We start from the raw sequence: 24,716 nt of genomic DNA, 5'->3' as shown, positions 1-24,716 counted from the left end.
ATGCAAAGTTTGTTCAAATCACTTGCTATGTTTCCCTCTCTTGTGGAGAGGGATAGCACAATAGAAGAAGAAATACTGACTCTGATAGGGAGAGGAATTCCTCCCCCTTGGGGAGGTTAGGTGGGGATAAACAAAAACAGCCGATGTGTTTTATGACATCGGCTGTTTTAACCCAAAAAATTAACAATCAATGCAACGCCCTTAAACATTGCAAATGTTCTTACCCGACTATTACCTAGCCAAATAAGATTCTAAAATTAGGATTTAATATATAATTATCCAAATTATAAGCGTCAGAATTTTAATACTTAGCGCATTTTTTGTAGTATTACCGTACACAAAACAATTGCTAAGCCATGCCGAAACTTCGTTTAACTACACAGCGTGAATCCATTTTTAATAATGAGGTAATCTCTAAGTTCGAACTATTCAATAGCCTTTTCTTAACCCTGCCTTTTTACAAAATTAAAGATACAGGCACTTTGCTGCCACTATTTTTCAAAAGTTGCGAGGATGGAATAGCCAACGGACAAAAGCCTGCCCAAATTATTGAGGAGTTTTTCGCCAAGTTTACCAGCTATACGGAACGTAAGGACATTATCGATCTGCTATTCCGTTTTATACAATATATAGAGCGCCAAGTTGTGCTTTTTGATGCCGTTGAGGATGCTTCTTTTGCAAAACTGAATACTACAGATGAACAAAGCACGCTGGCGTTTATCCTGAAAAAGAACGCGGACAATAAGCCTATGCTGGCAAAGATCGAGAAACTGATCGACGAATTGTCGCTTCGCCTCGTGTTAACGGCGCACCCCACGCAATTTTATCCGGGCAGTGTTCTGGCCATCATCACTGATTTGACAAAGGCCATTAGAGATAACGACCTTACCTCGATGAATTCGCTTTTGCAGCAATTGGGAAAAACCCCTTTCTTTAATAAAAAATCGCCAACGCCGGTTGATGAAGCGTTAAACCTCGCCTGGTTTTTAGAGCATACTTTTTACTTTGCCGCGGCCAATATTCAGGAGGAAATAGACCAGAACCTTGACGAGTATAACCTCGAAACGAAAAAGATTTTGGAACTGGGCTTTTGGCCGGGTGGCGATAGAGATGGAAACCCAAACATCCATGCCGATACTACCTTGGCCGTTTCAAAAATGCTGCGCCAAATCCTGTTCCGCTGTTATTACCGCGATTTCAGGATTATGAAGCGCCGCATCACCTTTAGAGGCGTAGAAGATAACATGATGCATCTGCAAAATGTACTGTACAAAAATGCTTTCGATCAAACTTGTGAACTGCATGATATTTCGGATGAATTAAGGGAACATTTAAATAAGATCAAGGAAACACTTCTTAACGAGCATAACGGCTTATTTGTCGATTTGGTAAATGATCTGATCCGTAAGATTGATTTATATGGAAATTATTTTGCTTCGTTAGATATTCGTCAGGATAGCCGCGTACTGCGAAATGTGCACGCTTATTGCCGTCAGAATAAACCAATTTCCTCCTTATATCCGGCTGATTATGATCAATTAACGGAGGCAGAAAAATTAAAGCTGATTTCGTTTAAAGAGGCGAAGCCCGTTTATACAACTGAGGCCGACGCTTTGATTGAAGATACCATTCAAACGATTAAGGAAATTAAGGGTATTCAAAAGCGAAATGGTGAAAAGGCTTGCCACCGCTTCATTATCAGTAATTGCCAGCAGGCGACCGATATTTTACAGCTGATTGAGCTTTTCCTTTGGAATGGCTGGAGCAAGAACGACTTAACGATAGATTTTGTGCCGCTTTTTGAAACCGTAAACGATTTAAAGGAAGCTGCGGCAATTATGGAAACGCTTTATAGTAATCCGTTTTATAAGGCCCATTTGGCCAGTAGGGGTAACAAGCAAGATATTATGCTTGGTTATTCTGATAGCACCAAAGATGGAGGCTACTTAATGGCCAACTGGTCGATTTTTAACGGTAAAACCTCATTAACCAAGGTTTCTGAAAAGCACAATATTCAACTGGCATTTTTTGATGGCCGTGGTGGTCCTCCGGCTCGTGGCGGAGGTAAAACGCATCGTTTTTATGCATCAATGGGTAAGGAAATTGCAAACAAGAATATCCAGCTAACCGTTCAGGGGCAAACCATCAGCTCGCAGTACGGTTCGGTGGAAAGTGCCGAATTTAACATAGAACAGCTTATTAATGCAGGCATTTCATCAGGGTTAAAGGAAAAACATAACATTTTGTTGGACACCGAAAACAAAACCTTGCTTGATGAAATGGCTGAAGACGGATACAAAGCATTTGTAGATCTGCGTGAACATCCGTTATTTGTGAGTTACCTCGAAAAACTTTCGCCCTTAAAATTGCTATCTAAAGCCAACATCAGCAGTCGCCCCGTAAAAAGAAATGGTGGCGGCGAAATGAAACTTGAAGATTTACGAGCCATTAGTTTTGTTACCGCCTGGAGCATGCTAAAACAAAACGTGCCGGGCTTTTACGGAATGGGAACTGCGCTTAAAAATCAGGAAAATGCAGGTAACTGGGACAAGGTGGTAAAAGTTTATGAGCAATCTGATTACTTAAAAACCATTGTTGATAACTGCATGATGAGCATGAGTAAATCGGACTTTGTGATTACGGCCCATTTAGCTCACGATAACGAGTACGGCGCCTTTTGGACGCAATTGCACGACGAGTTCGAATTAACGAAGGAGATGCTCTTAAAACTTTCCGGACAAGATGTTTTAATGGCAAATTATCCGGTTGACAAAAAATCAATCGCCACCCGCGAGAAAATCATTCTGCCGTTGGTTTTAATTCAGCATTTTGCATTGGAGAAATTGCAGCACGATCAGGAAGAGAAATCGCAACAGGCTTTAGAAAAGTTAGCGGTTAGAACGGTGTTCGGTATTGTAAATGCGGGCAGGAATTTGGCTTAGCCCAAGCACACTTTCAACCTAGGTTCGTTGTTGCCAGGGGCTTTTTTTCACGCAATTTTGTCATTCTGAGCGTAGCGAAGAATCTCTAACATAGCAGCACCAAGCCGAAGCTTCTACTGGCCGTAATTTTAGTGGCCGGTAGGAAACAGATTCTTCGCGATGCTACCATTTACGTTTTTATGCACTTCGCTCTTTATGAGGCTATACATGAACGGTCGTCATCCTTCCCGAAACTTCGGGAGGGATCTTAATGCTCAGGCTTTAATCCCGAAGCTTCGGGACCGCCTGCGCGGGAATGACGACCGCCTTAAAAACGTCACTTGATATTGATTTTTTGTCAAAAATTACCACTATCATTCACGTTTTCGTCATTGCGAAATCGATTTTTCATCGATTGAAGCAATCTCATTAGCGATTTTATTGCAGAATAGATTGCTTCCCCGAAAAGTCGGGACAGGCCGTGCCTCGCAAAGACGACCGCTTCAAATATGTCACTCATATTGATTCTTTCGCTAGAAAATTACAACTCAGAATGGCAGTAGAAGGAACAAAAAACCCCTTGCAGATTAAAATCTGCAAGGGGTTTATATTTTAAAGTGCCTGATTAAAGAAATTATCTGTCAATCGAGCCCATTACTTTTTGGCCGAAAGCATTAAGCGCATCTTTTTCTGCAGCGCCTTCGCTCACCATTTGATGTACCTCAAGGGCACCGCAAATATTGGTGATCATTTCCCCGGCAACATCAACTTCATGCTCACTAACGCCCCTAAATTCGCAAAAAGCCTCTAAAACCTCTAAGGTTGTCTCCAACTGGGCAGGAGAGGTGTTTTGAAATAATTGTCTTATAACCGGAATCTTCATTACTTTATTTTATTAAAAAGTTCAATTAAACCTTCCGCTTTGTTGGTCTGCACCTGGTCTACCAAACTACCACCTTCAAAAGCTGCAAAAGTTGGTAAATTATCAACGTTTGCGAATTTGCGTGAATTTGGAAGTTTCTCAGCATCAACAATTAAGAAAGCTACATCTTCATTCTCAGCAGCCAATTTTTTAAACTTTGGCTTCATGATTCTGCAGTTACCGCACCACGATGCAGCATACTGAACCATAACTTTCGAGTTATCGGCTAAATACTGTTGAAGATTATCTTCTGTTAATTCTAAAAACATAACGTTTTATTTTAATTAGTTAGCGGCTAAATATTCAGCAACACCGGTTCTGTTGGCATTCATTGCTTCTTTTCCTTCTTCCCAGTTTGCAGGGCAAACCTCACCATGTTTTTGAACGTGAGCGTAAGCATCAATTAAGCGTAAATATTCTTTAACGTTTCTGCCTAGTGGCATATCGTTAACGCTTTCGTGGAAAACTTTACCAGTTTCGTCGATTAAGTATGTAGCTCTGAATGTAACGTTTGAGCCTGAGAAAGATTCGTTTCCTTCTTCGTCATAGTTAACTTCCTGATCTAAAATGTCTAAAATTCCAGATAATTGTCTGTGTGTATCAGCTAAAATCGGGTAAGTAACGCCTTCAATTCCACCGTTATCTTTAGGAGTATTTAACCATGCGAAGTGAACTTCGTTGGTGTCGCAAGAAGCACCGATTACAATTGTATTTCTTTTTTCAAACTCAGGTAAAGCAGCCTGGAAAGCGTGTAATTCTGTAGGACAAACAAAAGTAAAATCTTTTGGATACCAGAACAATAACACTTTGCTATTTTTGTTTACAGCTTCTTCAAATACATTGATTTTCAAGTCATCACCCATGTCTGACATTGCATCAATACTAACACTCGGAAATTTTTTACCTACTATTGCCATAATTTTTTTGTCTTTTATTTTGTGGTACAAAGGTAAGGCTAAAACAATTCTTAATCAACCCAGATGGGCTATTTGTTCATTGTATTTATTGATAGCGATATAGTCAAAATCTATAATAATTGCGATTAATATAAATTTTTGCTATTTAATATTTTGTTAGCTGGTTAAATGCCTTTATTCCCTTATTTCCGTTGGTTAAAACCAACGGCAAAGAATCGCTAATAGCAAACGCAATGCGCTTTAACTGCTATATGGAAAGAACTCAGTCAGCCCGGCGATTGGCACTTCATTGCCGTCGTGCTTCAGCCGACGGAAAGCAAAACCTATCGAATTACCCGCCCTGTTTTATCTACATTGATTTTATCAAAGGGAGTCAAAAACTCATTGATGATAACAGCAAACTCTCTTCGGGTCAATACCTTTTTTAAATCATATTTAGAATGGAATTTGTATTCATTGTTCCATTTTTTTTGCAGCTTGTCCTTCGTTGCGTCAACAGCTTTGTTGCCTACATAACAAATCATCGAAATGGTATTTTCCAAAGTAACAGGAACATCTTGATGATCATCAAACCAGATTTGGGCTTTATAATAATAATCCCTTATCGGCTGATCTATTTCTTTGTAAACGACTTTCGTTTCAGGATTAAAGAAAGCTTTTCCGTCTTTTAGCTCTGCTTTCAAGATTCCGGTAATGCCTACTTTTTGTATAGCCAACCAATTTGAATCGGCGATATTGATATCTTCAAATGGGATTAAAGGAAGTTTATAAGCCAATAGCTCACCTTGAATGCTTTTTAAGTTTGATAAACTGGTTTTGGTTCTATAGAATGCTGCATAAGCCGCAGTAGCTCCGGTGGCTTGCCCGATTTCCAAATCATCGGATTTGATGTATAAAACATTATCCTGGTCGGGGATAAGCAAGTTGTAAAGTGATAGATAATTTGAAGAACCATTTATAGCGCCGATGGTGGTGCGATAAGCGTTACCGCTATAACTTAAGGGGCTTATTTCAGCGGGTTTAAGATCTGAAATTTTTAACGCTGGAAGGATCTTCTGAATGTCGTCCGTAACAACCAATACCTTTGCTTTAATGCTTTTGTCTTTCGTCAGCTTTATTTCCCAACCGCTTCCTGAGCGACTAGCCTCCATAAAAGGCGTGTTGTTTATTACGTCGAAAAGTTTTGAGCTATCCGACCAGTTTTTAACTACCGCATTTAATATCTGATTGGTAATTTGTGGTAAAGCAACGCTGTCGGCAAGTTTTAAAGCTTTTCTGGCCCTTTGTTTAAATGCCTTTATCGGGCCGGTTTCGGGTTCTTTTTCAAAGTCTATTGCTTTGAAACCGTCTGCTTGCGTCAAAACAATCGTATTTACGCCCGATTCGGAAGCCTGAATGCCTGCAGCAAAAGCTGCTGCAGAATTCCCCAAAACCAGCACATCTGTTTTGATGGTTTGGGCAAGGCTGATTAACGGAATTACGAATACAAAAACTAAAAAAAACCTTTTCATTTATGACAGTTGAAATTAATTGCAATATGCTTTAAATCAATGAATTTTTAATAAGTTGAACCTGCTTTAACAAAAATAATTTATAGTCGGCAGACTTTCGACTCCCTCTAGAACAACTTCTGCCGTAATTTCAAACCAAAATTTGCTACTTTAACGTTATGGATTTAGAACAGCTCAAATACCCAATTGGTCAGTTTATTATGCCTGAAATTTTTGATGAAAGGCAAGCAACGGTTTGGATTTCGGAGATCGAGGCGCTTCCAGCCCAAATCAAAAAAGCTACTGAAAGCCTGAGCAGCAACGAACTGAATCAGGCCTATCGCCCTGGTGGATGGACACTGAGACAGGTGGTTCATCACCTTCCCGACAGCCATATGAATGCTTATATTCGCTTTAAACAGGCGCTTACAGAAGACGTTCCGGTAATTAGGCCCTACGATGAAGCGGGCTGGGCAGAGACCGAAGAAGCAAGAAATGGCGACATTGAAATGTCTGTTGCGCTGTTAACCAGCCTGCATCGCCGATGGGTAACGTTTCTTAAAACGTTAAAAATGGAAGATTACCAACGAAAATACATTCATCCGGCACAAGATAAGGAACTTAACTTAGCGATGATGTTGGGTATGTATGCCTGGCATGGCAAACATCATTTGGCACATATTAATAACACCGTCAACTGAACAAGATACTCACTGTTTCCTTTGGTCGGTGTGACCCAGTTATTAAGATAAAATTGCTCTTGATAATTTCTGCTAAAGCACGTATATATAAAAAATAGACACGTATTATGACAACAAAATTAACTTTGACCGTCGAAAAAGCTACAATTGAGAGCGCAAAGTCATATGCTAAACAGACAGGCAGAAGTCTATCCGAAGTAGTCGAAAAGTATTTAAAAACAATAACAGCCAATGATAATCCGCCTGTTCCTTCTAAATTACAGTCGACTGTTGGGGCTGTAAAGTTGCCTGACAATTTTGATGAATACGCTGTGCTAAGAGAATATTTTGATAACAAGCACTAATTTCCCTTGTTCGGTGTGGACACCAGCTATTAAGATAAAATTGATTTTTATGTAATAAATTAAAACTCAGAATCACGAGCGGTTACGCAACTTCATTTAGTTAGGATAGAACTAATAGACATTGTCACCCTGAGCTGAGTCGAAGGGCAGATGTTAATAGATTTATCCTATAAAAAGTCTTCGACTGAGTTTATCTTGAGCCTTTCGTCTACGCTCAAGATAAACTCTAGTCGAAAGGCTCAGACTGACACCCGTCATGCTTAACTAAACGACATTGAGCGGCCGGGCAATCTGACAAAAATGACGGCGTTTCTTCCCCTGCTCGGTGTGGAACACTAATCGCTAGATTAAATTACATCAACACCAACATTGCGGCGCTCATTGCAATCATAATGGCATCCTCCACAATGGTAACCGTGCTCATTGGCAAATTAAAAACCGCTCCAAGGCACGCACATTGAATCTTTTTCTTGTTCAGAACGCTTTCGAGAACACCTAAAATGCTCACGGTCATTACAACCACCGTAACCCAGTTTACGATAACTGGCGAGAGATTTAGGGCAAAGCTCAATCCCAGGCCAAGCTCAATAAAAGCGTAAATGTAACCCCATGCTCCAAATTTTTTGGCTACTACATCATACATCGCATAACTTTCGGCAAAAGCTTTCAGATTAAGCATTTTAAAGAAAGAAAATGTTAGAAAAAAGCCGGCCATAAAAACTCGCATGAAAGCCATGAAGTTTATGGTGTTGCCTTGCCAGGACGCAATTAGCGAAACTGCGGTAACGTACCCGAAGATTAATAGAATTGGTTTGTAAGTTGCCGCCCACGATTTTGTTTCCTCAAGCATTTCGCTGTGGGCGTTCGCTGTGATCTGGTATTTGCTGTCCTTTCCACCCAGTGCTTGCTGCAGCGTATCGAGGCTAATGTGCTTATCCATGCCAATTGTTGCTGAGTTGGTATCTTTTGAAACCTCAACAGAGGTAACATCGGGCAAAACCAAGAGGCTGCTTTTCACTTTATTTTCGCAACCACCGCAGGTCATGCCAGTAAGTTGATAGGTATGTGTCATGATTTTTTTTCTACAAATTTACCCTCCAATTGGGTAAAAACCGTTACAAAATAACCATAAAAAGTTACAGAATTTTGGCTTCTTACAGGAGGGAAGTGAGAAAATAGAAAGGCGACTTTTAAGATTAACCAACCAATACCGACGTCATTGTAAGCGAACCGCCAATTGCCTTGTCGTTAAAGATAGTAACCTCTTCCTTGTCGTTCCGAAGCGCCAGTGTGTAAAGCAGTGGCAAATAATGCTCTGGTGTTGGGATGGCGAGCATTGCATCCGGGCCTAAATTTTGGTAATTGATCAACGGCTGGTAATCGCCATTTGCGATAAGGTTTTTAAACTTGTAATTCATTTCATTTGCCCAATCGTAGCCGCCACCATGCATCATTTCCCAGCTGATCAGGCGGAGATTATGTACCATATTTCCACTTCCGATAATCAAAACACCTTTTTTTCGGAGCGCATAAATCTCCCGGGCCATTTCATAATGTTGTGCCGGCGATTTCGTGTAATCTATGCTAAGCTGGAGAACGGGAATGTTTGCCTCCGGATACATATGCCTTACAATTGTCCAGGTGCCATGATCTAAGCCCCAATCGTGATCTAAAGCAACGTCGGCCGAGTGCACTAGACCAGAGATTTCTGTAGCCAGTTGTGGTTTGCCTGGTGCCGGATATTGAACGTTAAAAAGGGCTCGAGGGAAACCACCAAAATCGTGAATAGTGGTGGGAAAATCCATTGCCGTAACAAAAGTTCCATGCGTGTACCAATGCGCAGAAACCACCAATACCGCATTCGGCACCGGGATGTTTTTAGCCAGATCAACCCAGCTTTGGCTGAACTCATTGTGCTCGATACCGTTCATTGGGGAGCCATGACCAATAAAAATTGTTGGCATCAGATCCGTTTGCGGCAACCGTTGAGTAAAATTTCTGAACTGTGCTAATGTCGACATGCTATTCCTATTAAATCGTCATCCGATGGTTATCGGAAGTTCCCATCCTGTAACTACCGAATGACGCTTGAAGTGCTATTTTGCCTGCACAAACTCTAAATTCAGTTTGATCGCAACATCTTTAGCCACGCCGGCACCGGTTGGATCATATTTAATGTTATAATCTAAACGATTGATAGTTGTTGTTGCACCAAAACCGGCTTTGGTGTTGCCTTGTTGGTCTTTAGCAGTTCCGCCGTAAACAACCGCAAATTTTACATCTTTGGTTACATCGCGAATGGTTAGTTTTCCGGCCAGTTCGTAGTTATTCCCGTTTAATTTTTTAAACGACGTGCTTTCAAATTTCATTGTCGGAAATTTTTCCGCATTGAAAAAGTCATCCGTTTTTAAATGGCCATCTCTCATATCAACACCCGTTGTAATGCTGTTAACATCAACCGTGAAGTTAATTTTAGCGTCGGTTAAATCTGGTTTTGAAGCCGTCACCGTGCCATCGAATTTCTTAAACGATCCATCTACAAACGAAATTCCCATGTGTTTAACAGAGAAGTTAACAAACGAGTGCATGGGATCGATTTTCCACGTTGTTTGTGCAAATGACGCTACGCTAAGTGAGGTGGCGATCAGCAATAAGAATAATTTTTTCATAACCTTATATTGTTCTTTTATTTAACAAAGGTACAGGGAGATGCAGAACTACATCTTGATGTATGGTAAGAAAGGGTTTCACCCAAAATGGCGGGTTTTGATCGGCTCGGTTGTGAAATTTGAAGGCCATGCGCAAACCCAGAATTTAAGCCGACGGATTGCATCCCTCAGATCTCATCCAGCGTTTTCCGCTTACCGATATTTGCCGTTTTATAAGCCGAGGGTGTTACACCGGTAACTTTTTTAAACTGTGCAGAAAGATGGGCTACGCTACTGTAATTAAGTTGGTAAGCGATTTCGCTGAGTGTAAGTTGGCCGTAGGTTAGCATTTCTTTTGCTTTTTCTATTTTCTGGCTGATAAAATATTTCTCTACCGTTTGGTGCTCAACCTCAGAAAACACAGCGCTGATTTGAGGATATTCCAGTTGAAGGTTTTCGCTTAAATACGACGACAAGTTGACTTTTAACTGCTCGTTAGCATAATGCACAAGGTTGATGATCGACGTTTTTACCTGTTCCGTAATCTGGGCTTTTTTGTCCTCTAAAAGTTCGAAGCCAAGCGGAGTTAGCTTCTTGGCAATTTCTGCCCGTTGTTGGCCAGAGATATTTTCTGCCAGAACAACCTCGCCAAGCTGAACCGAAACAGGGTTAAGGCCAAGCTTTTCCAGCTCGGCCTTAACCACCATTTTGCAACGGTTGCACACCATGTTTTTAATATGGAGAATCATTATTTCGCCTTTATCGTTTCCGTAACGTCGCCACATGCAAACATCATGCTTCCATAATACGGATTTTCTACTGCTTCCTTTTCGTTTAGCCAGCTTGCTTTGGCCATTGGGCAATGCTGAAGGTAAACTGTGGCGTTGTTAAATTTGATGTTCCGTATGGTTTTAATCATTGCCGAGGAAATCGTTTCGAAAGATTTACGCTGTGCCTTAATGTCCTTTGCGATGGCTAATTCAGCCGCTTTAGCTTTTATAACTTTAGCTTGTTCCATCCACAGGGTGTGCTGTGCACCTGGCAGTTCTTTATGCGGTACGGCGTCAACTTTAGCCGAAAGCACTTTCACATTCTCTGCAGCCTGAGCCAGCTTGTCGGCAGCCAGCGCATTTTTTACATCGTAATAAGCCGTTAACAACTGGTTAAAAGCGGCGTCAGTTTTGCTTTGCGCAAAAGTCAATTTCGTTGTAGCGATGGCTAGTATAGCCACCATAATCATTATCTTTTTCATTTCTTTTTATTTTGATTGTGAAGCTTGACTCAACGAGGAACGGTTTGGCCGCTTAGCCAGTGCCGCGCTTCTGTTTTCATCTATTTTATAACATTAAAAAAGTTAAATTCTGCCCTTAAAAGGTACATGTTCTTTGTATATCTGTTCGTCATGTTGCCGACCGCCTGGAAACGATAACCCAGGTCTATCCGGGTGGTGCTATTCAAAATTACCTGAAGGGCCGGGGCCAAATCGAGGTACGATTGCCCTGACGCCGGATCGGTTTTGCCCAATAGTTCAAAATACGCATTAAAATTGGGTTGCTTGTAGTTTTTATAAACGACAGGTAAAATTAAATAGCCAGATGACAGGCTGTAAGAAAACATATTACTTGGCTGCGGCGTTCCAAAAATCTTCTTATCACTATCTTTAAAGGCATGCGCATAACCCAACGTTGCCGATAACGCCAACTTGTGCAGAAGCTGTGTAAGCACAACGCCTCCCTGTATGCCGCTGTTATCTCCTTCTAAATTTACATCGCGAGTATAGGTTGGGCGTTTGCTGGTGCTAACACGACCAAATGCAGCAGCCCTGAAGTGAGTTTGCGCCTCATCGAGCGACAGAAACCGATACTTAGCGTAAATACTTGCGCCCTCTAAACGGTATTTTCCATCAAAGTCAGACAAAAAAGCCTGCGCATGCATCATCAGGTTTTTGTTGAAACCAACCATTAATTCCGGAATGGTTCGGCTTACAAAATCGGGGTTATTGAACATGCCCTCATTTGTTAAACGAACACCAATCGATTTACTGGGCATATTGCTTGCAGGCTCAGTAAAAACATAGAGTTCCTGCGCAGATACGCTGCTGTAGGCGCCGATGAAAATCAGCGCCAGCTTAAACATCTTTACCATACCTTAAGAAAGAATTAGGTGATAAACGCGTGTTTTCTTTCCGTTTACAACGCCCATTCCGCTCGCATAGGCATCAGAAGCAATATTAGCAGCTTGTTTTTTAAACGCCGAATTAGAAATGAAGTTTTTATCTACTACCGACGCCTTAACTAAGCCATTTAAGGTTTTGTTCTTGGCGTTTACGAAACGATAAACATTCCCGTTAACGATGGCTTGCCCTTTTTCGTCAATCTTAACCTGATTAAAGTTGAAGTTGGCAGTTAAGCCGCCAACCGAAAAGCCGGCATCCTGAACCTTTTTCCGGATCAGGTCAATATTGATGTCGGTACCTTTTTTGAAGGTCAATACAAAGATGTTTTTATTTAAGTCGGGCTTTACAGTGTTAACAAAACTTAATGTCTCTAACGATTTCTGTGTGGCGTTTGAGCACATTGAACATGTTAAACCAGTTACCTGTAAATCTGCTGTTGATATTTGTTGGGCCGATACGTTAACGGCGAAAAAGAGCATAATAATGCTGAATATTTTTATTGTTTTCATGATCTTAAGAATTAGAATATTGAAATACCCGTCGTTTCGATCGGGTTTTTTGCTGATGAAGAATTCATTTAAGATGAATTTCTCATTCCACGGTGTACTTCTGTGAGTACGGAATACAGCTTAATCCTAATTCCTGAAAATACAGTTGAAAACATGCAGCGCAACCCCCAAAGTGAGCGGTGGTGCCTTGTTAATAATTTTGCTTAAATGACCGGTGCTGAAATTAGAGAAAAATTCGTCCGTTGGGGAATGTACAAAAAGCTGAACAGCGTACAGCTTCGGCATTTCTGTTTTTGCCGCAGTTTGGTGGCTATCCTTTACCTTAACCGTAACATTTGTGTTTTTGCAACAACCATCGTCCTTTATCTTCTCGGCTGGAATATCCTTACAGAACTTGCAAGAAACCTCGTTGCTAAAAAGTTTTACGTTCTCTAGTTTTCCACCGCAAAAATGCAGACTCAAAGCCAAACCCATAACACTAACCGCGTAGAAAACGGCCAAAGAAAGTGCTATTTTTTGTTTAAGCTTCATAAAACAAAGATAAAACAAAAAAAATCTAATCGCACAGGTAAATATTTACTCAATTTCATTTTTTGATTACTTTAGCCCCAAACATTACAATGATGAAGAAATTAATACTATTTATTGGCGTTTTTTCGGTTCTGTCTGCTTTTGCAGCGAAGCCAAGAAATAAATACGTGCGCATCCAAACTGTTTTTGGCGAATGCATTGTTAAACTGTATAATGAAACGCCGCTGCATCGCGATAATTTTTTAAAGCTAACCAAGCAGGGGTATTTTGACGGCACTCTATTTCACCGGGTGATAAAGGATTTTATGATTCAGGGCGGCGATCCAGATTCAAGAAATGCGAAGCCAGATGTTTTGCTGGGAAACGGAGGCCCGAAATACACCATTCCGGCAGAGTTTCGCGACAGCTTATTCCATAAGAAAGGCGTTTTGGCCGCAGCGAGAGATGGAGATATGGTCAATCCTGAAAAGGCATCAAGTGGAAGCCAGTTTTATTTGGTGCAAGGAAAGGTGTTTACTGATGAACAGTTAAACATTTTGGAAGAAAGGCGGTTGAAATTTAAGCTTCCTGAATGGCAAAGACAGGTTTACAAAACCATTGGCGGAGCGCCACATTTAGATCAGAGCTATACGGTTTATGGCGAAATTGTTGTAGGCCTGGATATGGTTGATAAAATTGCGGCGTTATTGACCGATGATAATAACCGACCAAAGGAGGATGTGAAAATGAATATTACCCTGCTAAAGAAAAGAGAAGCCAGAAAACTGGAAAGGACGCTCGAAAAAGACAATTAAAACGACCATTAGCGTTATTCACCGCTGTCATCCTGAGTGCAACGCCCAATGTCGTTTAGTTAAGGAAAAAACAAAAAAAAATTGTCACCCTGAGCGGAGTCGAAGGGCGATTATTATTTGTTTTTTCCTATATAAAAAGTCTTCGACTCCGCTCAAATCCGATAGCTATCGGATGACAGCCGTGGAGCTTAACTAAATGAAGTTCAGTGCCCGGCTGACCGGACTGGCAGGCAGCATAGAAATCTCTAAATCAGACTTTGCGCAAGATTTCCCCTCCACAGGAGTTCCTTCGGAGCACTTCGTTCGGAATGACGATTTCTTTCAGAGAGACGCCCGTGATTGAAATGGCAGGTTTTTCGGAGAATCGTCATTGCCCCAAAGGGGCTACTTTGTAGCGAGGCCGGGTTCGTGCCTTTCGGCTACGCTCAAGATAAACTCAGCTGAAGAGCCTTTTTATTGGATAAAACAAAAAATATCTGTCCTTCGACTGCGCTACCATTGACGTTTTTTGTAACACGCGTTTTTATAAGCTCTTACACGAACGGTCGTCCTGCTGATCCGATAGCTATCGGATTTATTTCAGCATCTTTCATGCTATAAAGGCCCTGATCCCGTACGTACGGGACAGGGTGACGAGGCGGGTTCGTGCGAGGTGATCTACGAAAAGAGATTGCTTCGTGCCTCGCAATGACGACCGCGTTGAAGGCGTCACTTATATTGATCTTATGCTGAAAAATTAAATCGCGTTGCAGCACCCCAAAATCCGCCTACGGATTAAACAAAAAAAGCTTTCCTCGTTTAAAGGAAAGCTTTTTAAAAACTCATAAAGTATTTATTTATTTCTTTGTAGTATCTGTTTTAGCAGGTGTTGTTGCTGCGGGCTTTGCAGTGTTTAAGCTGTTGCCAAGTGGCGATGGTGACGGCGTTTTGTTTAAACGCTCTTGAATTGCCGAATTGCCAACTGCAGTACCGCCGCTATTTTTAGAAACTGTAGTAATTGCCAGTGATAATATTACGATAGCAACCAACAAAACCCACGATCCTTTTTCTAAAACATCGCCAGTACGTTGTACACCAAACATGTTGGTAGAGCCGCCGCCTGTTACTAAGCCACCGCCTTTAGGGTTTTGTATCAATACAAATAGGCCTAGGGCTACACACGCAATTATTAATAAAATGATTAAAAAGGTTACCATGATAATATTTATATTTTAAAATTTCTTTTCTATAGATTGGATAAGGTCGGCAAAGTAACGGCTTTTTTCTGGATATTTCAAACTTAATTTTTTATAAGTATCTATGGCTTTGTGATAAAGCATTTGTTCGATGTAAATCTTTGCCAATGTTTCTGAAACCAGGTCGTATCTATCTTCGGCGCTCTTCTTGGCCTTGTTTTCGTTATCTATTTGCTCGGGCTTTGGCGGTTTTATTGTTGGGTCTTCTTTCAAAAACCGTTCGATAATTTCGGCTCCTTTAGCATCTTTAACTTCGGTTGTAGGATATTCTGCCAAATGATCGGCAACCTCAAACGGGGTTTGAATGTGAAAAATGTGCTCTACATACTGCTGCTGAAATGCGGCATTAGTATCGTTTTGCTGCTTTACAACTGTCGGTTTCGGTTTTTGCTGCGCATAGGGCTGAAAAATCTGCTCGTGTTCTTTTCTGGTTTTGGCCAGCCACCATAAAAAGGTGTAGGGAAGCTGGTCATCGTCGTATTTAGAAACACGATGGTGTTCAGGTTCATCAGGAACAACGGTTTCGATTTGAGGCACTTCTGGTTCTGGCGCAATATCAGTACTTAAAGCTTGTTCAAATGCGAAAAAATCGGTTGCCGCAACACTTTCAATGAAAAGGTCGTCAGATGGCAAATCTGTTAAATGATGATCTGCTTGTGCCGAATCGGGCGAGGCTGTTGTCGGTATCTCCTCAATTTCATCAACATTAAGTTCACCAATTTCTTCGTAAACGTCTTGCTCATCAAGCTCAACCATAACATCCGACTCGGTAGTAAGTTCAGATTTCCTATCGTCGGCTATCGCTATGTCCTCATTCTTTACGGGAACCATATTTAGGATATGAAATAGCACGTTTCCCTGACTGTACAAAGCTGCTTTGGGAACAAATGAGGCTTCGGCCTTGGCCAAAAGCAGGTGGATGGGCTGGGCGTAAGGGTACGCACTGGCCATTTCTTTTAAAAAAGATACATGCGATGCATCGACCTTTGCAGGTTGTTCGAGTAAATCGGCAAGTAGCTTCTTGTTGTTCATTCTATAAAGAGGTTTGCTGCTAAGTTAAAAAATGTACTTGGTTTTTTTTTAACGATTATGTTACCACTGAGCAAAAGCCCTATTGAAGATATCTTCGGTAAGCTGTTTGTTTATATTATCAATTGCGCCTGGCAAAAGCGATTGAACTGGTGCCCCGGTTAACGGAAAATCGAAGTATCGTGTAAAACTTTCTTCGAAACTGGTTTTATTTTCGGGTTTATCAAGCGTGTTGGTGTATTTAACAGCAACCGTAATGGTTAATCTGTTTGCCCCGGCGGTTGGGGTCGAACTGCCTTGCAGCGCAACCGGTTTGATGTCGTATCCCGTAATTCGGCCCTCAAAAATTGCCTGCCCTTCGTTGGGTACCACGGCGAGCCTCGTTTGGTTGCGAATCCTTGTTTTAACGGCTTCTGTAAACGAATTGCTCAGTGTTGGCACTACCAATGGTGCATTGTTCTCGAACACGCGAACGGTTACCGTTTTCATTTCTGCGGGAATAGATGCGCCGCTAAATTTATAAGAGCATGCGCTGAATAATGCAGCGACAACGAAAAATGAAAGTAATTTTGCCGCTTGAAACAAGTAAGCGACTTTTGGTTTGTTAATCACCATTTTTAACTTATAAATTTAATTCCTTAATTTTTCTGTAGAGCGTGCGTTCGGATATGCCCAACTCCTGAGCGGCGAATTTGCGCTTGCCTTTGTGTTTTTTCAACGCCTTTTTAATCAAATCAGATTCTTTGTCGACTAACGACAGCGATTCTTCAACTTCTTCTGCATCGTGCGCAAAATAATCAGAATTGTTGTTGTTGTTTACGTTGTTGCCTGGCGTATGGTGCTGAATGGTAAAGGCATGTTCCTGTCCGGCAGGTAATTCTACATCCCGGTAAAGCTGATTGATGTATTGAGGATTGTCGGCCAGAACCGTTGCGGTATTGCCGCCATGCTGAATAATTTCTGCTACCAGTTTTTTAAGCTCAACCATATCCTTTTTCATATCGAAAAGCACTTTGTACAAAATATCTCTTTCTGTAAAATCTTCTTTCGATTGAGAATTGATCGTCATTGGCAAATTGCTTCCCGCTTCGTTGGGAATATAGTTTAGCAGCGCTTGTCCGGTCACATTTCTATCTTTCTCTAAAACGCAAATCTGCTCGGCAATATTTTTTAGCTGGCGCACATTTCCTGGCCAACTGTAATTTGTTAATATATTTACAGCGTCTTGTTCGAGGTGCAATCCGGGGCTGCGGTATTTGTCGCTAAAATCGGCAGCAAACTTTCTAAAAAGCAGGTAAATGTCCTCTTTACGTTCGTGCAGCGCTGGAATTCGTAAGGGAACGGTATTTAACCTGTAATATAAATCCTCGCGGAACTTGCCATTTTTTACGCGGTTATAAACATCTACATTGGTGGCGGCAATAATACGCACATCGGTTTTTTGAACTTTAGATGAACCTACCCTTAAATATTCTCCACTTTCTAAAATTCTTAACAAACGGGCCTGTGTCCCCAATGGCAATTCGGCAACCTCATCTAAAAAGATGGTACCACCATTTGCAACTTCGAAGTATCCTTTACGGGCTTCGTGTGCGCCTGTAAATGAGCCTTTTTCGTGTCCAAAAAGTTCAGAATCTATCGTTCCCTCTGGTATGGCCCCGCAGTTTACGGCAATAAATGCGCCGTGCTTGCGGGCACTCATTTGATGGATAATGTGCGAGAAAACCTCTTTACCGCTTCCGCTTTCGCCAGTAATTAATACCGACATATCCGTTGGGGCAACCTGGCTTGCAATATCTATGGCACGGTTGAGGAGCGGCGAATTGCCGATAATCCCGAATCGTTGTTTAATATTTTGTGTATCCATTTATTAGATTTGAGTATTGAGATGTGAGCTATGAGAGTTTCCTTTCGGTCGCCACAATCTTTTAGAATCAAGTATTTAGTATCAAGCCCGCCTAACCTTTCTACCTTGCGCTTTTTTGTATTTGTAAATCAATCTTGAAGCTTTCAGCTTTAGTCTTTAAACCTTCTACCTTTCGCCTTTTTAAAGTTTTAGTCTTTCAGCTCTAGCACTTCGGACTTTCAGACTCCGGACTCCGAACTTTCTCCTAAACTATTCTTCCAATCAGCGTGGCCGATGTACATCTTTCTATATAAACATTTGCGTACTCGCCTGGTTTTACATTGTCAACCGCCGGAAAGATGGCCATTGCACCGCTATCTCCTCTGCCACAGTAATCCTTGTCAGATTTTTTTGAGGTGCCTTCGATTAAAACGCGAACGGTTTTGCCCACCCATTCCTGCAAACGCATTAACGAGTGTGCCTGTTGTTTTGCCAATATCTCGGCTAAACGGCGTTTTTTCACCTCTTCAGGAATATCATCTTCCAGCTTACGTGCTGCCAGCGTTCCCGGTCTTTCTGAGTACGTAAAGTTATAGGCGAAATCATATTGCACATAATCCATCATGCTCAGTGTTTCCTGATGCTCTTCTTCAGTTTCGGTGCAGAAACCCGCAATAATATCTGTTGAGATGGCACAACCCGGAATGATATTCCGAATGGCATCGATGCGGTTAATGTACCATTCGCGTGTGTAGGTTCTGTTCATCAGTTCCAGTACCCGGGTATTGCCCGATTGTACCGGTAAATGAATATAGTTGCAAATGTTATCGTATTTGGCAATGGTATGTAAAACCTCGTCTGTAATATCCTTTGGGTGCGAGGTGGAAAACCGAACCCTTAATTCGGGGCTTACCAAAGCGACCATTTCTAAAAGGTTGGCAAAGTTAACAACTCCGGCTAAAGCCCCCTCTAAATCTCCCCCTGTAGGGGAGACTTGCCCATTAGGTTGGTTAGGCAACTCTGCGTTCCCTCTCTCCCCGGAAGGGTTAGTGAGGGCCCCTGGTGTCCAGGTGTACGAATCTACGTTTTGGCCGAGTAGGGTAACCTCACGGTAACCTGCCTCGAACAAAGCCCTTGCTTCTGCTACAATTGAGTGTGCATCACGGCTACGCTCGCGGCCACGGGTAAAAGGCACCACACAAAATGAGCACATGTTATTACAGCCGCGAGTGATGGAAATAAACGCGGTGATGCCGTTGCTGTTTAAGCGAACGGGACTAATATCGGCGTAGGTTTCTTCGCGAGACAGGAGTACGTTAACTGCTTTATGTCCGCTTTCTACCTGCTCAATTAGGTTGGGCAAATCGCGGTAGGCATCGGGCCCAACAACTACATCCACCAAACGCTCTTCTTCTAAAAATTTCGATTTCAAACGTTCTGCCATGCAGCCTAAAACACCAACAATTAACTTTGGATTACGGCGTTTCTCAGCTCCAAACTGCGATAATCGGTTTCTAACTCTTGTTTCCGCATTTTCGCGAATGGAACAGGTGTTTATAAAGATCACATCTGCCTGATGGTAATCTCCTGTAGTTTCAAAGCCTGTTTCTGAAAGTATAGAAGCAACGATTTCACTGTCGGCGAAGTTCATTGCACAGCCATAACTTTCGATATATAATTTACGGGCATCGGCTTTAACGGGTGCATCTAAAATTAAAGCCTCACCTTGTCTTGCCTCATCGTGCGTCTTATCCTGTATTTGTAAATCAATCATTGCTTAAAAACTTTTGCGGATTGCAAAAATACATAAATTTAATTAAAAGTGACAAAGTGACATATTTACTTCAAATGTTTACAAATTGATTATTTTCCCGGCTGGACCTCATCTTGTGAACATATTTCCTTTCTTGCGTCGTCATTCTGCGCAGGCGGGAATCTTTCTCCTAAAGCGCCCTTAAATTGCCTAAAAACTTTCTACGCTTCAATGTGTTACCTATCGATAAGCGTTAAACATGACAGCACAGAACAGAAACAAACTTTGGGTATGGATTGGCAGCATTGTGGGTGGATTGATTTTGATCCTGGCGTTTGCCGCAATGTATATTAGTGCCCACCTAAAGCCAATTGTAAGCGAAAAAATTAAGGATGGGGTTTACAATGGCTCGCATCACCTCTATAAAATAGATTTTAAAAGTATCAATCTGAATGTAATTACGGGGAGTTTAGCCCTCCGCGATGTTACCCTGAAGTACGATACAGCGGTATTTGATAGTTTAAAGCTGATGAAGCTTGCGCCAGCACACACTTTTGAAGTAAAGCTAAAAAAGCTTCAGATAACGCGTGTTGGCCTGTTAACTGCTTATTTTAAAAAGCGCATTAATGTGAACGAAATCCGCCTGGATAAGCCTTCGATCAACATGATTTTTAACAAGGTACCGAAAGAGAAGGACACGATTAAGCCAGAAAAGTCGCTTTACGAGCAAATCTCCAAAACATTTAAATCCGTTCGCATACATTCGGTTAGAATTGTCGATGCTGATTTTGATTACATTAACAGAAGCGGAGCAAAGAAAACGAAAAATTCGGTGAAGCATCTCGATATTTCGGTTAAGGATTTTTTGCTCGATTCTCTATCCGGAAATGACACTTCGCGATTTTACTACACCAAAGATGTTTCTTTTCAATTAGCTGGTTATAAATCGGTTACGAAAGACAAAATGTACTCGATGAAAGTAGATACGATTTCGGGATCGGCGGCATCGAAAAAAATTACCGTAAAAGGATTTAAGCTAACGCCGCTTTATGATGAGCTAACCTTTGCCCGAAAATACACTATTCAGAAAGACCGGTACGATCTTGCTTTTAGTAAAATTGAATTTAATGGCGTAGATTTTATTGGGCTGAACACGGATCAGAAATTGCACGCAAGGGCATTAAAAATTGGGCCCGCAAATGTAGAGGTATTTATGAGCCGTGAGTCGCCTGCGCCTGCAAACCTCGATAAAGGGCGGAATTACCCACACATGGCCCTAAAGCGGCTTAAGCTTCCAATTAAGATCGACACAGTGAAGCTGACCAATGTTGATGTGAGGTATGCGGAGTACAACCCTGCAAGCAAAAAAACGGGTGCGGTTGAGTTTAAATCAGTAACCGGCGATATTGTAAATGTGACCAACGACAGTGTTAAGCTTGCGAAGAACAACCATGCGGTAGCAGATTTGAATACGCTGCTAATGGGATCAGGCAAAATGAACGTAAAGATCGATTTTAACTTAACGGATAAAAACGCTGCATTTACTTATAGCGGTAGCCTGGGCAAATTCGATTTTAAAAAGCTGAACTCATTGGCAAAAAATCTGGGTCTTGTTGAAATTGAAAGTGGCAATGTGCAACGTGTAAATTTTAAGGCGACAGGTAATTTGCGCTCCGCCTCTGGCTCAATAAGTATGTTGTATACCAATTTAAAGGTGAAATTGTTATCGGATAACATTGATGGTGAAGGAACTAAAGAAAAAGGATTTCTGTCGTTCCTGGCAAACGCGGTGTTGGTAAAGGATCAAAATCCATTGAAAGGAGAGGCGCCCCGAACTGCAACAATGACGAATACGCGAATCAATTCGGCATCGTTCTTCAACCTAATGTGGAAAACGGTTTTTGTGGGCATAAAAGACATTGTTGGCGTTGGAATAGTTCCGGAGAAGAACCCGGTTAAGCAGCAAAAAGTAATCGCCAAAAAGATCAGAGAACAAAAGCGCGAAGATCGGCGGGAGGCCAGAAGGGCGAAAAGAGCGAAGAATTGAGCGCTGATGATGGTGACTAATGCTGCTAACGCTGGTGACTGGCGCTGGTGACTGGCGCTGGTGACTGGCGCTGGTGACTGGCGCTGGTGACTGGCGCTGGTGACTGGCGCTGGTGACTGGCGCTGGTGACTGGCGCTGGTGACTGGCGCTGGTCGAGATTTGTAATCTCGATCTACATAACGGTGGATTTTAAATCCACAGCTAGAGGAATCGGGATTGGAAATCCCAATTAGCGATTGGTTAGCGGTCGCGAAAAACTAGGGAACGAATTTGGCCTAACGCCCGCTAATGCTGGTCGAGATTTGTAATCTCGACCTATATAACGGTGGATTTTAAATCCACAGCTAGAGGAATCGGGATTGGAAATCCCAATTAGCGATTGGTTAGCGGTCGCGAAAAACTAGGGAACGAATTTGGCCTAACGCCCGCTAATGCTGGTTGAGATTTGTAATCTCGACCTATATAACGGTGGATTTCAAATCCACAGCTAAAGGAATCGGGATTGGAAATCCCAATTAGCGAGTGGTTAGCGGTCGCGAAAAACTAGGGAACGAATTTGGCCTAACGCCCGCTGATGCTGGTTGAGATTTGTAATCTCGACCTATATAACGGTGGATTTCAAATCCACAGCTAAAGGAATCGGGATTAGAAATCCCAATTAGCGAGGGTACACGTGCTATGGCGCCATCCGAGAACGGTCGTCATCCTTCCCGAAACTTCGGGAGGGATCCGAATGCGTAAAGAAGCTCCTTGCATTAAGATTCCCACCTGCGTGGGAATGACGGAGAGTGGAACGAGATGTTAAGTGGTCGAGATTGAAATCCCGATTAGCGGGTAGCGGGAGGGAAAATTAACACGCACATTTTAAACCAATCTGTTTTAAATGTATATTGCTAATAAATACAGCTCTTTTTAAATGCAGGCCACCAAAAGCAAACGTTACAAAATACTTAAATGGATCACCGCACTTCTGTTGGTTCTATTTTTAATCCTTTCTGCCGCCGCGTGGTATTTAAATGTTAAATCGCGGCCGCTTCTTACCGATCGGATCAAGACGCTTGTTTATCAATCTACGGACAGCTTATATACCATTAGTTTTTCGCGGGTATCAACCAATATTCTAACCGGAAATGCAAGTTTAACAAACGTTAAAATTACACCTGACACCAATCGTTATAAGGAGCTTATTGCATTAAAACGTGCGCCAAACAACTTATATACCGTTAGTTTGAAAAAGCTTTCGGTACGGCACTTCCACCCGTTGAAATTATATCGTGAGCGAAAGCTGCAGTTAAATGATATCATTTTTGATAAGCCCGAAGTTTTAATGCAAAACAAACAGTACGCGTTTAACGAGGGGAGAGCGCCCCGGCCCATCAAATCGCCGTATGCGTTTATCTCTAAAAGCCTCGCGGAGTTTTCAATAAAATCGATTCGATTTAAGGATGCCAGTTTTAAGTACGTGAACAAAAACGTAAGTAATGCCAGACCTTTTTTAATTAATGATTTAAATATCACTTTAACAGATTTGTTGATAGATTCTACTTCGGCTGATGATCCAACGCGGTTTTATCTGCTGAAAGACATCGTGATAACCCTAAAAAATTATGTTTATCATACGCCTGATAAAATGTACGATATTAAGGTAGATAAGCTTGATTTTAGAGCAACAACGGGAAAATTGAGGATAGACAGCTTTGCTTTAGCACCTCGTTACAGCGAAATGGCGTTTGGTAAGCGAGCTGGGTATGCCCGAGAGCGCTTCGCGATTAAGATGAACAATATTTTGCTCAACGGCATCGATTTGCCGCTCTACATTAGCAAGCAGGAACTCTGGGCAAAGGAAATGAATATTGCGCAGGGCTATGTTTCGGTTTTTAACAACGATAGTTTGCGTAATAAGCCTCGGCAGAGCAAGATCGGTAAGTTTCCGCACCAGCTGTTGCAAATGGTAGAGGCGCCATTGCTTGTTCAGAAAATCAAACTGAACAATATCGACGTAAGCTATGCGGTTTATAACGATGAGAGCGATCGAACGGGAAAGATTACCTTCGAGCATACCTCGGGTACCATTAAAAATGCCACTAACCTCGAAAAAATCAAAGCCATAAACCCGATTATGGAAGTGAACCTTACCTCGTACTTATTTGCTCAGGGCAAACTTGATGTTAACTTTAAGTTCGACCTTACCGCCAAAGATGGGGCATTTGCCTACGATGGGGTGCTGCACAGCTTTAATGCCCGCGTTTTGAATAAAATTACTACGCCCCTGGGGTTGGTAAGAGTAAACAGGGGCAGTGTAGACCAGCTGAAATTTAATTTTAAAGCGAACGATTTGGGCGCCAAGGGAAAAGTTGTGTTTTCGTATTACGATCTTTCTGTGGCGTTGATGAAGAACGACCCCACAAAGGATCACCTGGTGAAACGGGGATTACTATCATTTTTGGCGAACGCATTGATTATAAATTCTGAAAACCCCGGCCCGGATGGAAAGTTGATAACGGCTGATGTGGCTTACGATCGCCCGCCTGGCTCGTCATTTTTCAATTTGATCTGGCGTAGTCTTTTCGCCGGAATAAAACATAGCGTTGGCATTACGGAAGAAAAGGAAAACGAGATTAAAACGCATATTGCAAACTTTAAAGCAATGCAGAAAAGCCACCAGCAACGCAAACAACGCAGGTTGCAGCGCAGAGAACGAAAAGAGCGGAACGAAGGGCGATAGGAAAACTAATCCGTCAATTGAAGGTGATGTGTCGTTCAGTCTAACACCGCATTGCCGTTGACGTCAGTCACGGTACCCAATTTAATTGGGAATCTTAATGCCAATGCGCTCGCATTAAGATTCCCGCC

General features: G+C 41.9%; 23 protein-coding genes. 6 read left to right on the top strand and 17 right to left on the bottom strand.

The window, feature by feature from the left end; translation table 11 throughout:
* The first annotated feature begins 356 nt into the window (after window positions 1–356).
* On the top strand, window positions 357–2,942 hold the full coding sequence (locus tag IZT61_RS13130) for a phosphoenolpyruvate carboxylase (RefSeq protein ID WP_196097352.1): 2,586 nt from the start codon (window positions 357–359) through the stop codon (window positions 2,940–2,942).
* A gap of 613 nt (window positions 2,943–3,555) precedes the next feature.
* On the opposite strand, the gene IZT61_RS13125 is transcribed toward IZT61_RS13130, so the two are convergent.
* The 4 genes from IZT61_RS13125 to IZT61_RS13110 all read right to left on the bottom strand — a co-directional run bounded on the left by IZT61_RS13125 (window position 3,556) and on the right by IZT61_RS13110 (window position 6,271).
* The gene (locus IZT61_RS13125; protein WP_196097351.1) at window positions 3,556–3,804 is read right to left on the bottom strand and encodes a DUF6952 family protein; all 249 of its coding nucleotides are present in this window, start codon (window positions 3,802–3,804) and stop codon (window positions 3,556–3,558) included.
* Window positions 3,804–4,112 (bottom strand): thioredoxin family protein, encoded by a 309-nt coding sequence (locus IZT61_RS13120; RefSeq protein ID WP_196097350.1) that lies wholly within the window; start codon window positions 4,110–4,112, stop codon window positions 3,804–3,806. The genes IZT61_RS13125 and IZT61_RS13120 overlap by 1 nt, the downstream gene beginning before the upstream one ends.
* A 15-nt stretch (window positions 4,113–4,127) precedes the next feature.
* Entirely contained in the window at window positions 4,128–4,760 is a 633-nt protein-coding gene (locus IZT61_RS13115; RefSeq protein ID WP_039479644.1) for a peroxiredoxin, read from the bottom strand.
* A gap of 323 nt (window positions 4,761–5,083) precedes the next feature.
* Window positions 5,084–6,271 (bottom strand): hypothetical protein, encoded by a 1,188-nt coding sequence (locus IZT61_RS13110; RefSeq protein WP_196097349.1) that lies wholly within the window; start codon window positions 6,269–6,271, stop codon window positions 5,084–5,086.
* Window positions 6,272–6,429: 158 nt separating this feature from the next.
* On the opposite strand from IZT61_RS13110, the gene IZT61_RS13105 reads away from it, so the two are divergent.
* Window positions 6,430–6,951, top strand: coding sequence for a YfiT family bacillithiol transferase (locus IZT61_RS13105; protein WP_196097348.1), 522 nt, complete (start codon window positions 6,430–6,432; stop codon window positions 6,949–6,951).
* 107 nt (window positions 6,952–7,058) lie between these two features.
* Window positions 7,059–7,295 carry a DUF6364 family protein gene (locus tag IZT61_RS13100; protein ID WP_196097347.1) on the top strand — a complete coding sequence of 79 codons (237 nt, stop codon included), beginning with the start codon at window positions 7,059–7,061 and terminating at the stop codon, window positions 7,293–7,295.
* 352 nt (window positions 7,296–7,647) lie between these two features.
* On the opposite strand, the gene IZT61_RS13095 is transcribed toward IZT61_RS13100, so the two are convergent.
* The 8 genes from IZT61_RS13095 to IZT61_RS13060 all read right to left on the bottom strand — a co-directional run bounded on the left by IZT61_RS13095 (window position 7,648) and on the right by IZT61_RS13060 (window position 13,159).
* Window positions 7,648–8,367: a heavy-metal-associated domain-containing protein gene (locus IZT61_RS13095; protein ID WP_196097346.1), complete on the bottom strand. Its 720-nt coding sequence runs from the start codon at window positions 8,365–8,367 to the stop codon at window positions 7,648–7,650.
* Between the two features lie 124 nt (window positions 8,368–8,491).
* Window positions 8,492–9,316, bottom strand: coding sequence for a 4,5-DOPA-extradiol-dioxygenase (gene ygiD, locus IZT61_RS13090; RefSeq protein ID WP_196097345.1), 825 nt, complete (start codon window positions 9,314–9,316; stop codon window positions 8,492–8,494).
* 75 nt (window positions 9,317–9,391) lie between these two features.
* Window positions 9,392–9,964, bottom strand: coding sequence for a YceI family protein (locus IZT61_RS13085; protein WP_196097344.1), 573 nt, complete (start codon window positions 9,962–9,964; stop codon window positions 9,392–9,394).
* A 167-nt stretch (window positions 9,965–10,131) separates the two neighbouring features.
* Window positions 10,132–10,692 carry a helix-turn-helix domain-containing protein gene (locus IZT61_RS13080; protein WP_196097343.1) on the bottom strand — a complete coding sequence of 187 codons (561 nt, stop codon included), beginning with the start codon at window positions 10,690–10,692 and terminating at the stop codon, window positions 10,132–10,134.
* Entirely contained in the window at window positions 10,692–11,195 is a 504-nt protein-coding gene (locus IZT61_RS13075) for a DUF3347 domain-containing protein (RefSeq protein ID WP_196097342.1), read from the bottom strand. Before IZT61_RS13075 ends, IZT61_RS13080 begins: the two co-directional genes overlap by 1 nt.
* 80 nt (window positions 11,196–11,275) lie before the next feature.
* Complete coding sequence (locus IZT61_RS13070) at window positions 11,276–12,088, bottom strand: hypothetical protein (protein WP_196097341.1); 813 nt, start codon at window positions 12,086–12,088, stop codon at window positions 11,276–11,278.
* A gap of 3 nt (window positions 12,089–12,091) precedes the next feature.
* Window positions 12,092–12,628, bottom strand: coding sequence for a heavy-metal-associated domain-containing protein (locus IZT61_RS13065; RefSeq protein ID WP_196097340.1), 537 nt, complete (start codon window positions 12,626–12,628; stop codon window positions 12,092–12,094).
* Window positions 12,629–12,754: 126 nt separating this feature from the next.
* Complete coding sequence (locus tag IZT61_RS13060; RefSeq protein WP_196097339.1) at window positions 12,755–13,159, bottom strand: HYC_CC_PP family protein; 405 nt, start codon at window positions 13,157–13,159, stop codon at window positions 12,755–12,757.
* Window positions 13,160–13,251: 92 nt separating this feature from the next.
* Here IZT61_RS13060 and IZT61_RS13055 point away from each other — a divergent pair, with 92 nt between their 5' ends.
* On the top strand, window positions 13,252–13,953 hold the full coding sequence (locus IZT61_RS13055; RefSeq protein ID WP_196101307.1) for a peptidylprolyl isomerase: 702 nt from the start codon (window positions 13,252–13,254) through the stop codon (window positions 13,951–13,953).
* Window positions 13,954–14,789: 836 nt separating this feature from the next.
* Here IZT61_RS13055 and secG read toward each other — a convergent pair.
* From secG to IZT61_RS13030, 5 genes are all read right to left on the bottom strand, one after another.
* Window positions 14,790–15,149, bottom strand: coding sequence for a preprotein translocase subunit SecG (gene secG, locus IZT61_RS13050; RefSeq protein ID WP_196097338.1), 360 nt, complete (start codon window positions 15,147–15,149; stop codon window positions 14,790–14,792).
* Between the two features lie 15 nt (window positions 15,150–15,164).
* Window positions 15,165–16,220: a hypothetical protein gene (locus IZT61_RS13045; RefSeq protein ID WP_196097337.1), complete on the bottom strand. Its 1,056-nt coding sequence runs from the start codon at window positions 16,218–16,220 to the stop codon at window positions 15,165–15,167.
* A 60-nt stretch (window positions 16,221–16,280) separates the two neighbouring features.
* The gene (locus IZT61_RS13040; protein ID WP_196097336.1) at window positions 16,281–16,832 is read right to left on the bottom strand and encodes an LptE family protein; all 552 of its coding nucleotides are present in this window, start codon (window positions 16,830–16,832) and stop codon (window positions 16,281–16,283) included.
* Between the two features lie 7 nt (window positions 16,833–16,839).
* Window positions 16,840–18,084: a sigma-54 interaction domain-containing protein gene (locus tag IZT61_RS13035; protein ID WP_196097335.1), complete on the bottom strand. Its 1,245-nt coding sequence runs from the start codon at window positions 18,082–18,084 to the stop codon at window positions 16,840–16,842.
* Window positions 18,085–18,328: 244 nt separating this feature from the next.
* Window positions 18,329–19,837, bottom strand: coding sequence for a MiaB/RimO family radical SAM methylthiotransferase (locus tag IZT61_RS13030; protein WP_196097334.1), 1,509 nt, complete (start codon window positions 19,835–19,837; stop codon window positions 18,329–18,331).
* Between the two features lie 238 nt (window positions 19,838–20,075).
* Between IZT61_RS13030 and IZT61_RS13025 the strand changes: the two genes are divergently transcribed.
* A complete protein-coding gene (locus IZT61_RS13025) occupies window positions 20,076–21,863 on the top strand; it encodes an AsmA family protein (protein WP_196097333.1) in 1,788 nt (595 codons plus the stop codon).
* 916 nt (window positions 21,864–22,779) lie between these two features.
* Complete coding sequence (locus IZT61_RS13020) at window positions 22,780–24,588, top strand: hypothetical protein (protein WP_196097332.1); 1,809 nt, start codon at window positions 22,780–22,782, stop codon at window positions 24,586–24,588.
* Window positions 24,589–24,716 lie beyond the last annotated feature (128 nt).

This window comes from Pedobacter endophyticus (genome assembly GCF_015679185.1).
Lineage (GTDB): Bacteria > Bacteroidota > Bacteroidia > Sphingobacteriales > Sphingobacteriaceae > Pedobacter > Pedobacter endophyticus.
This window is presented reverse-complemented; position numbering and strand designations above follow the sequence as displayed.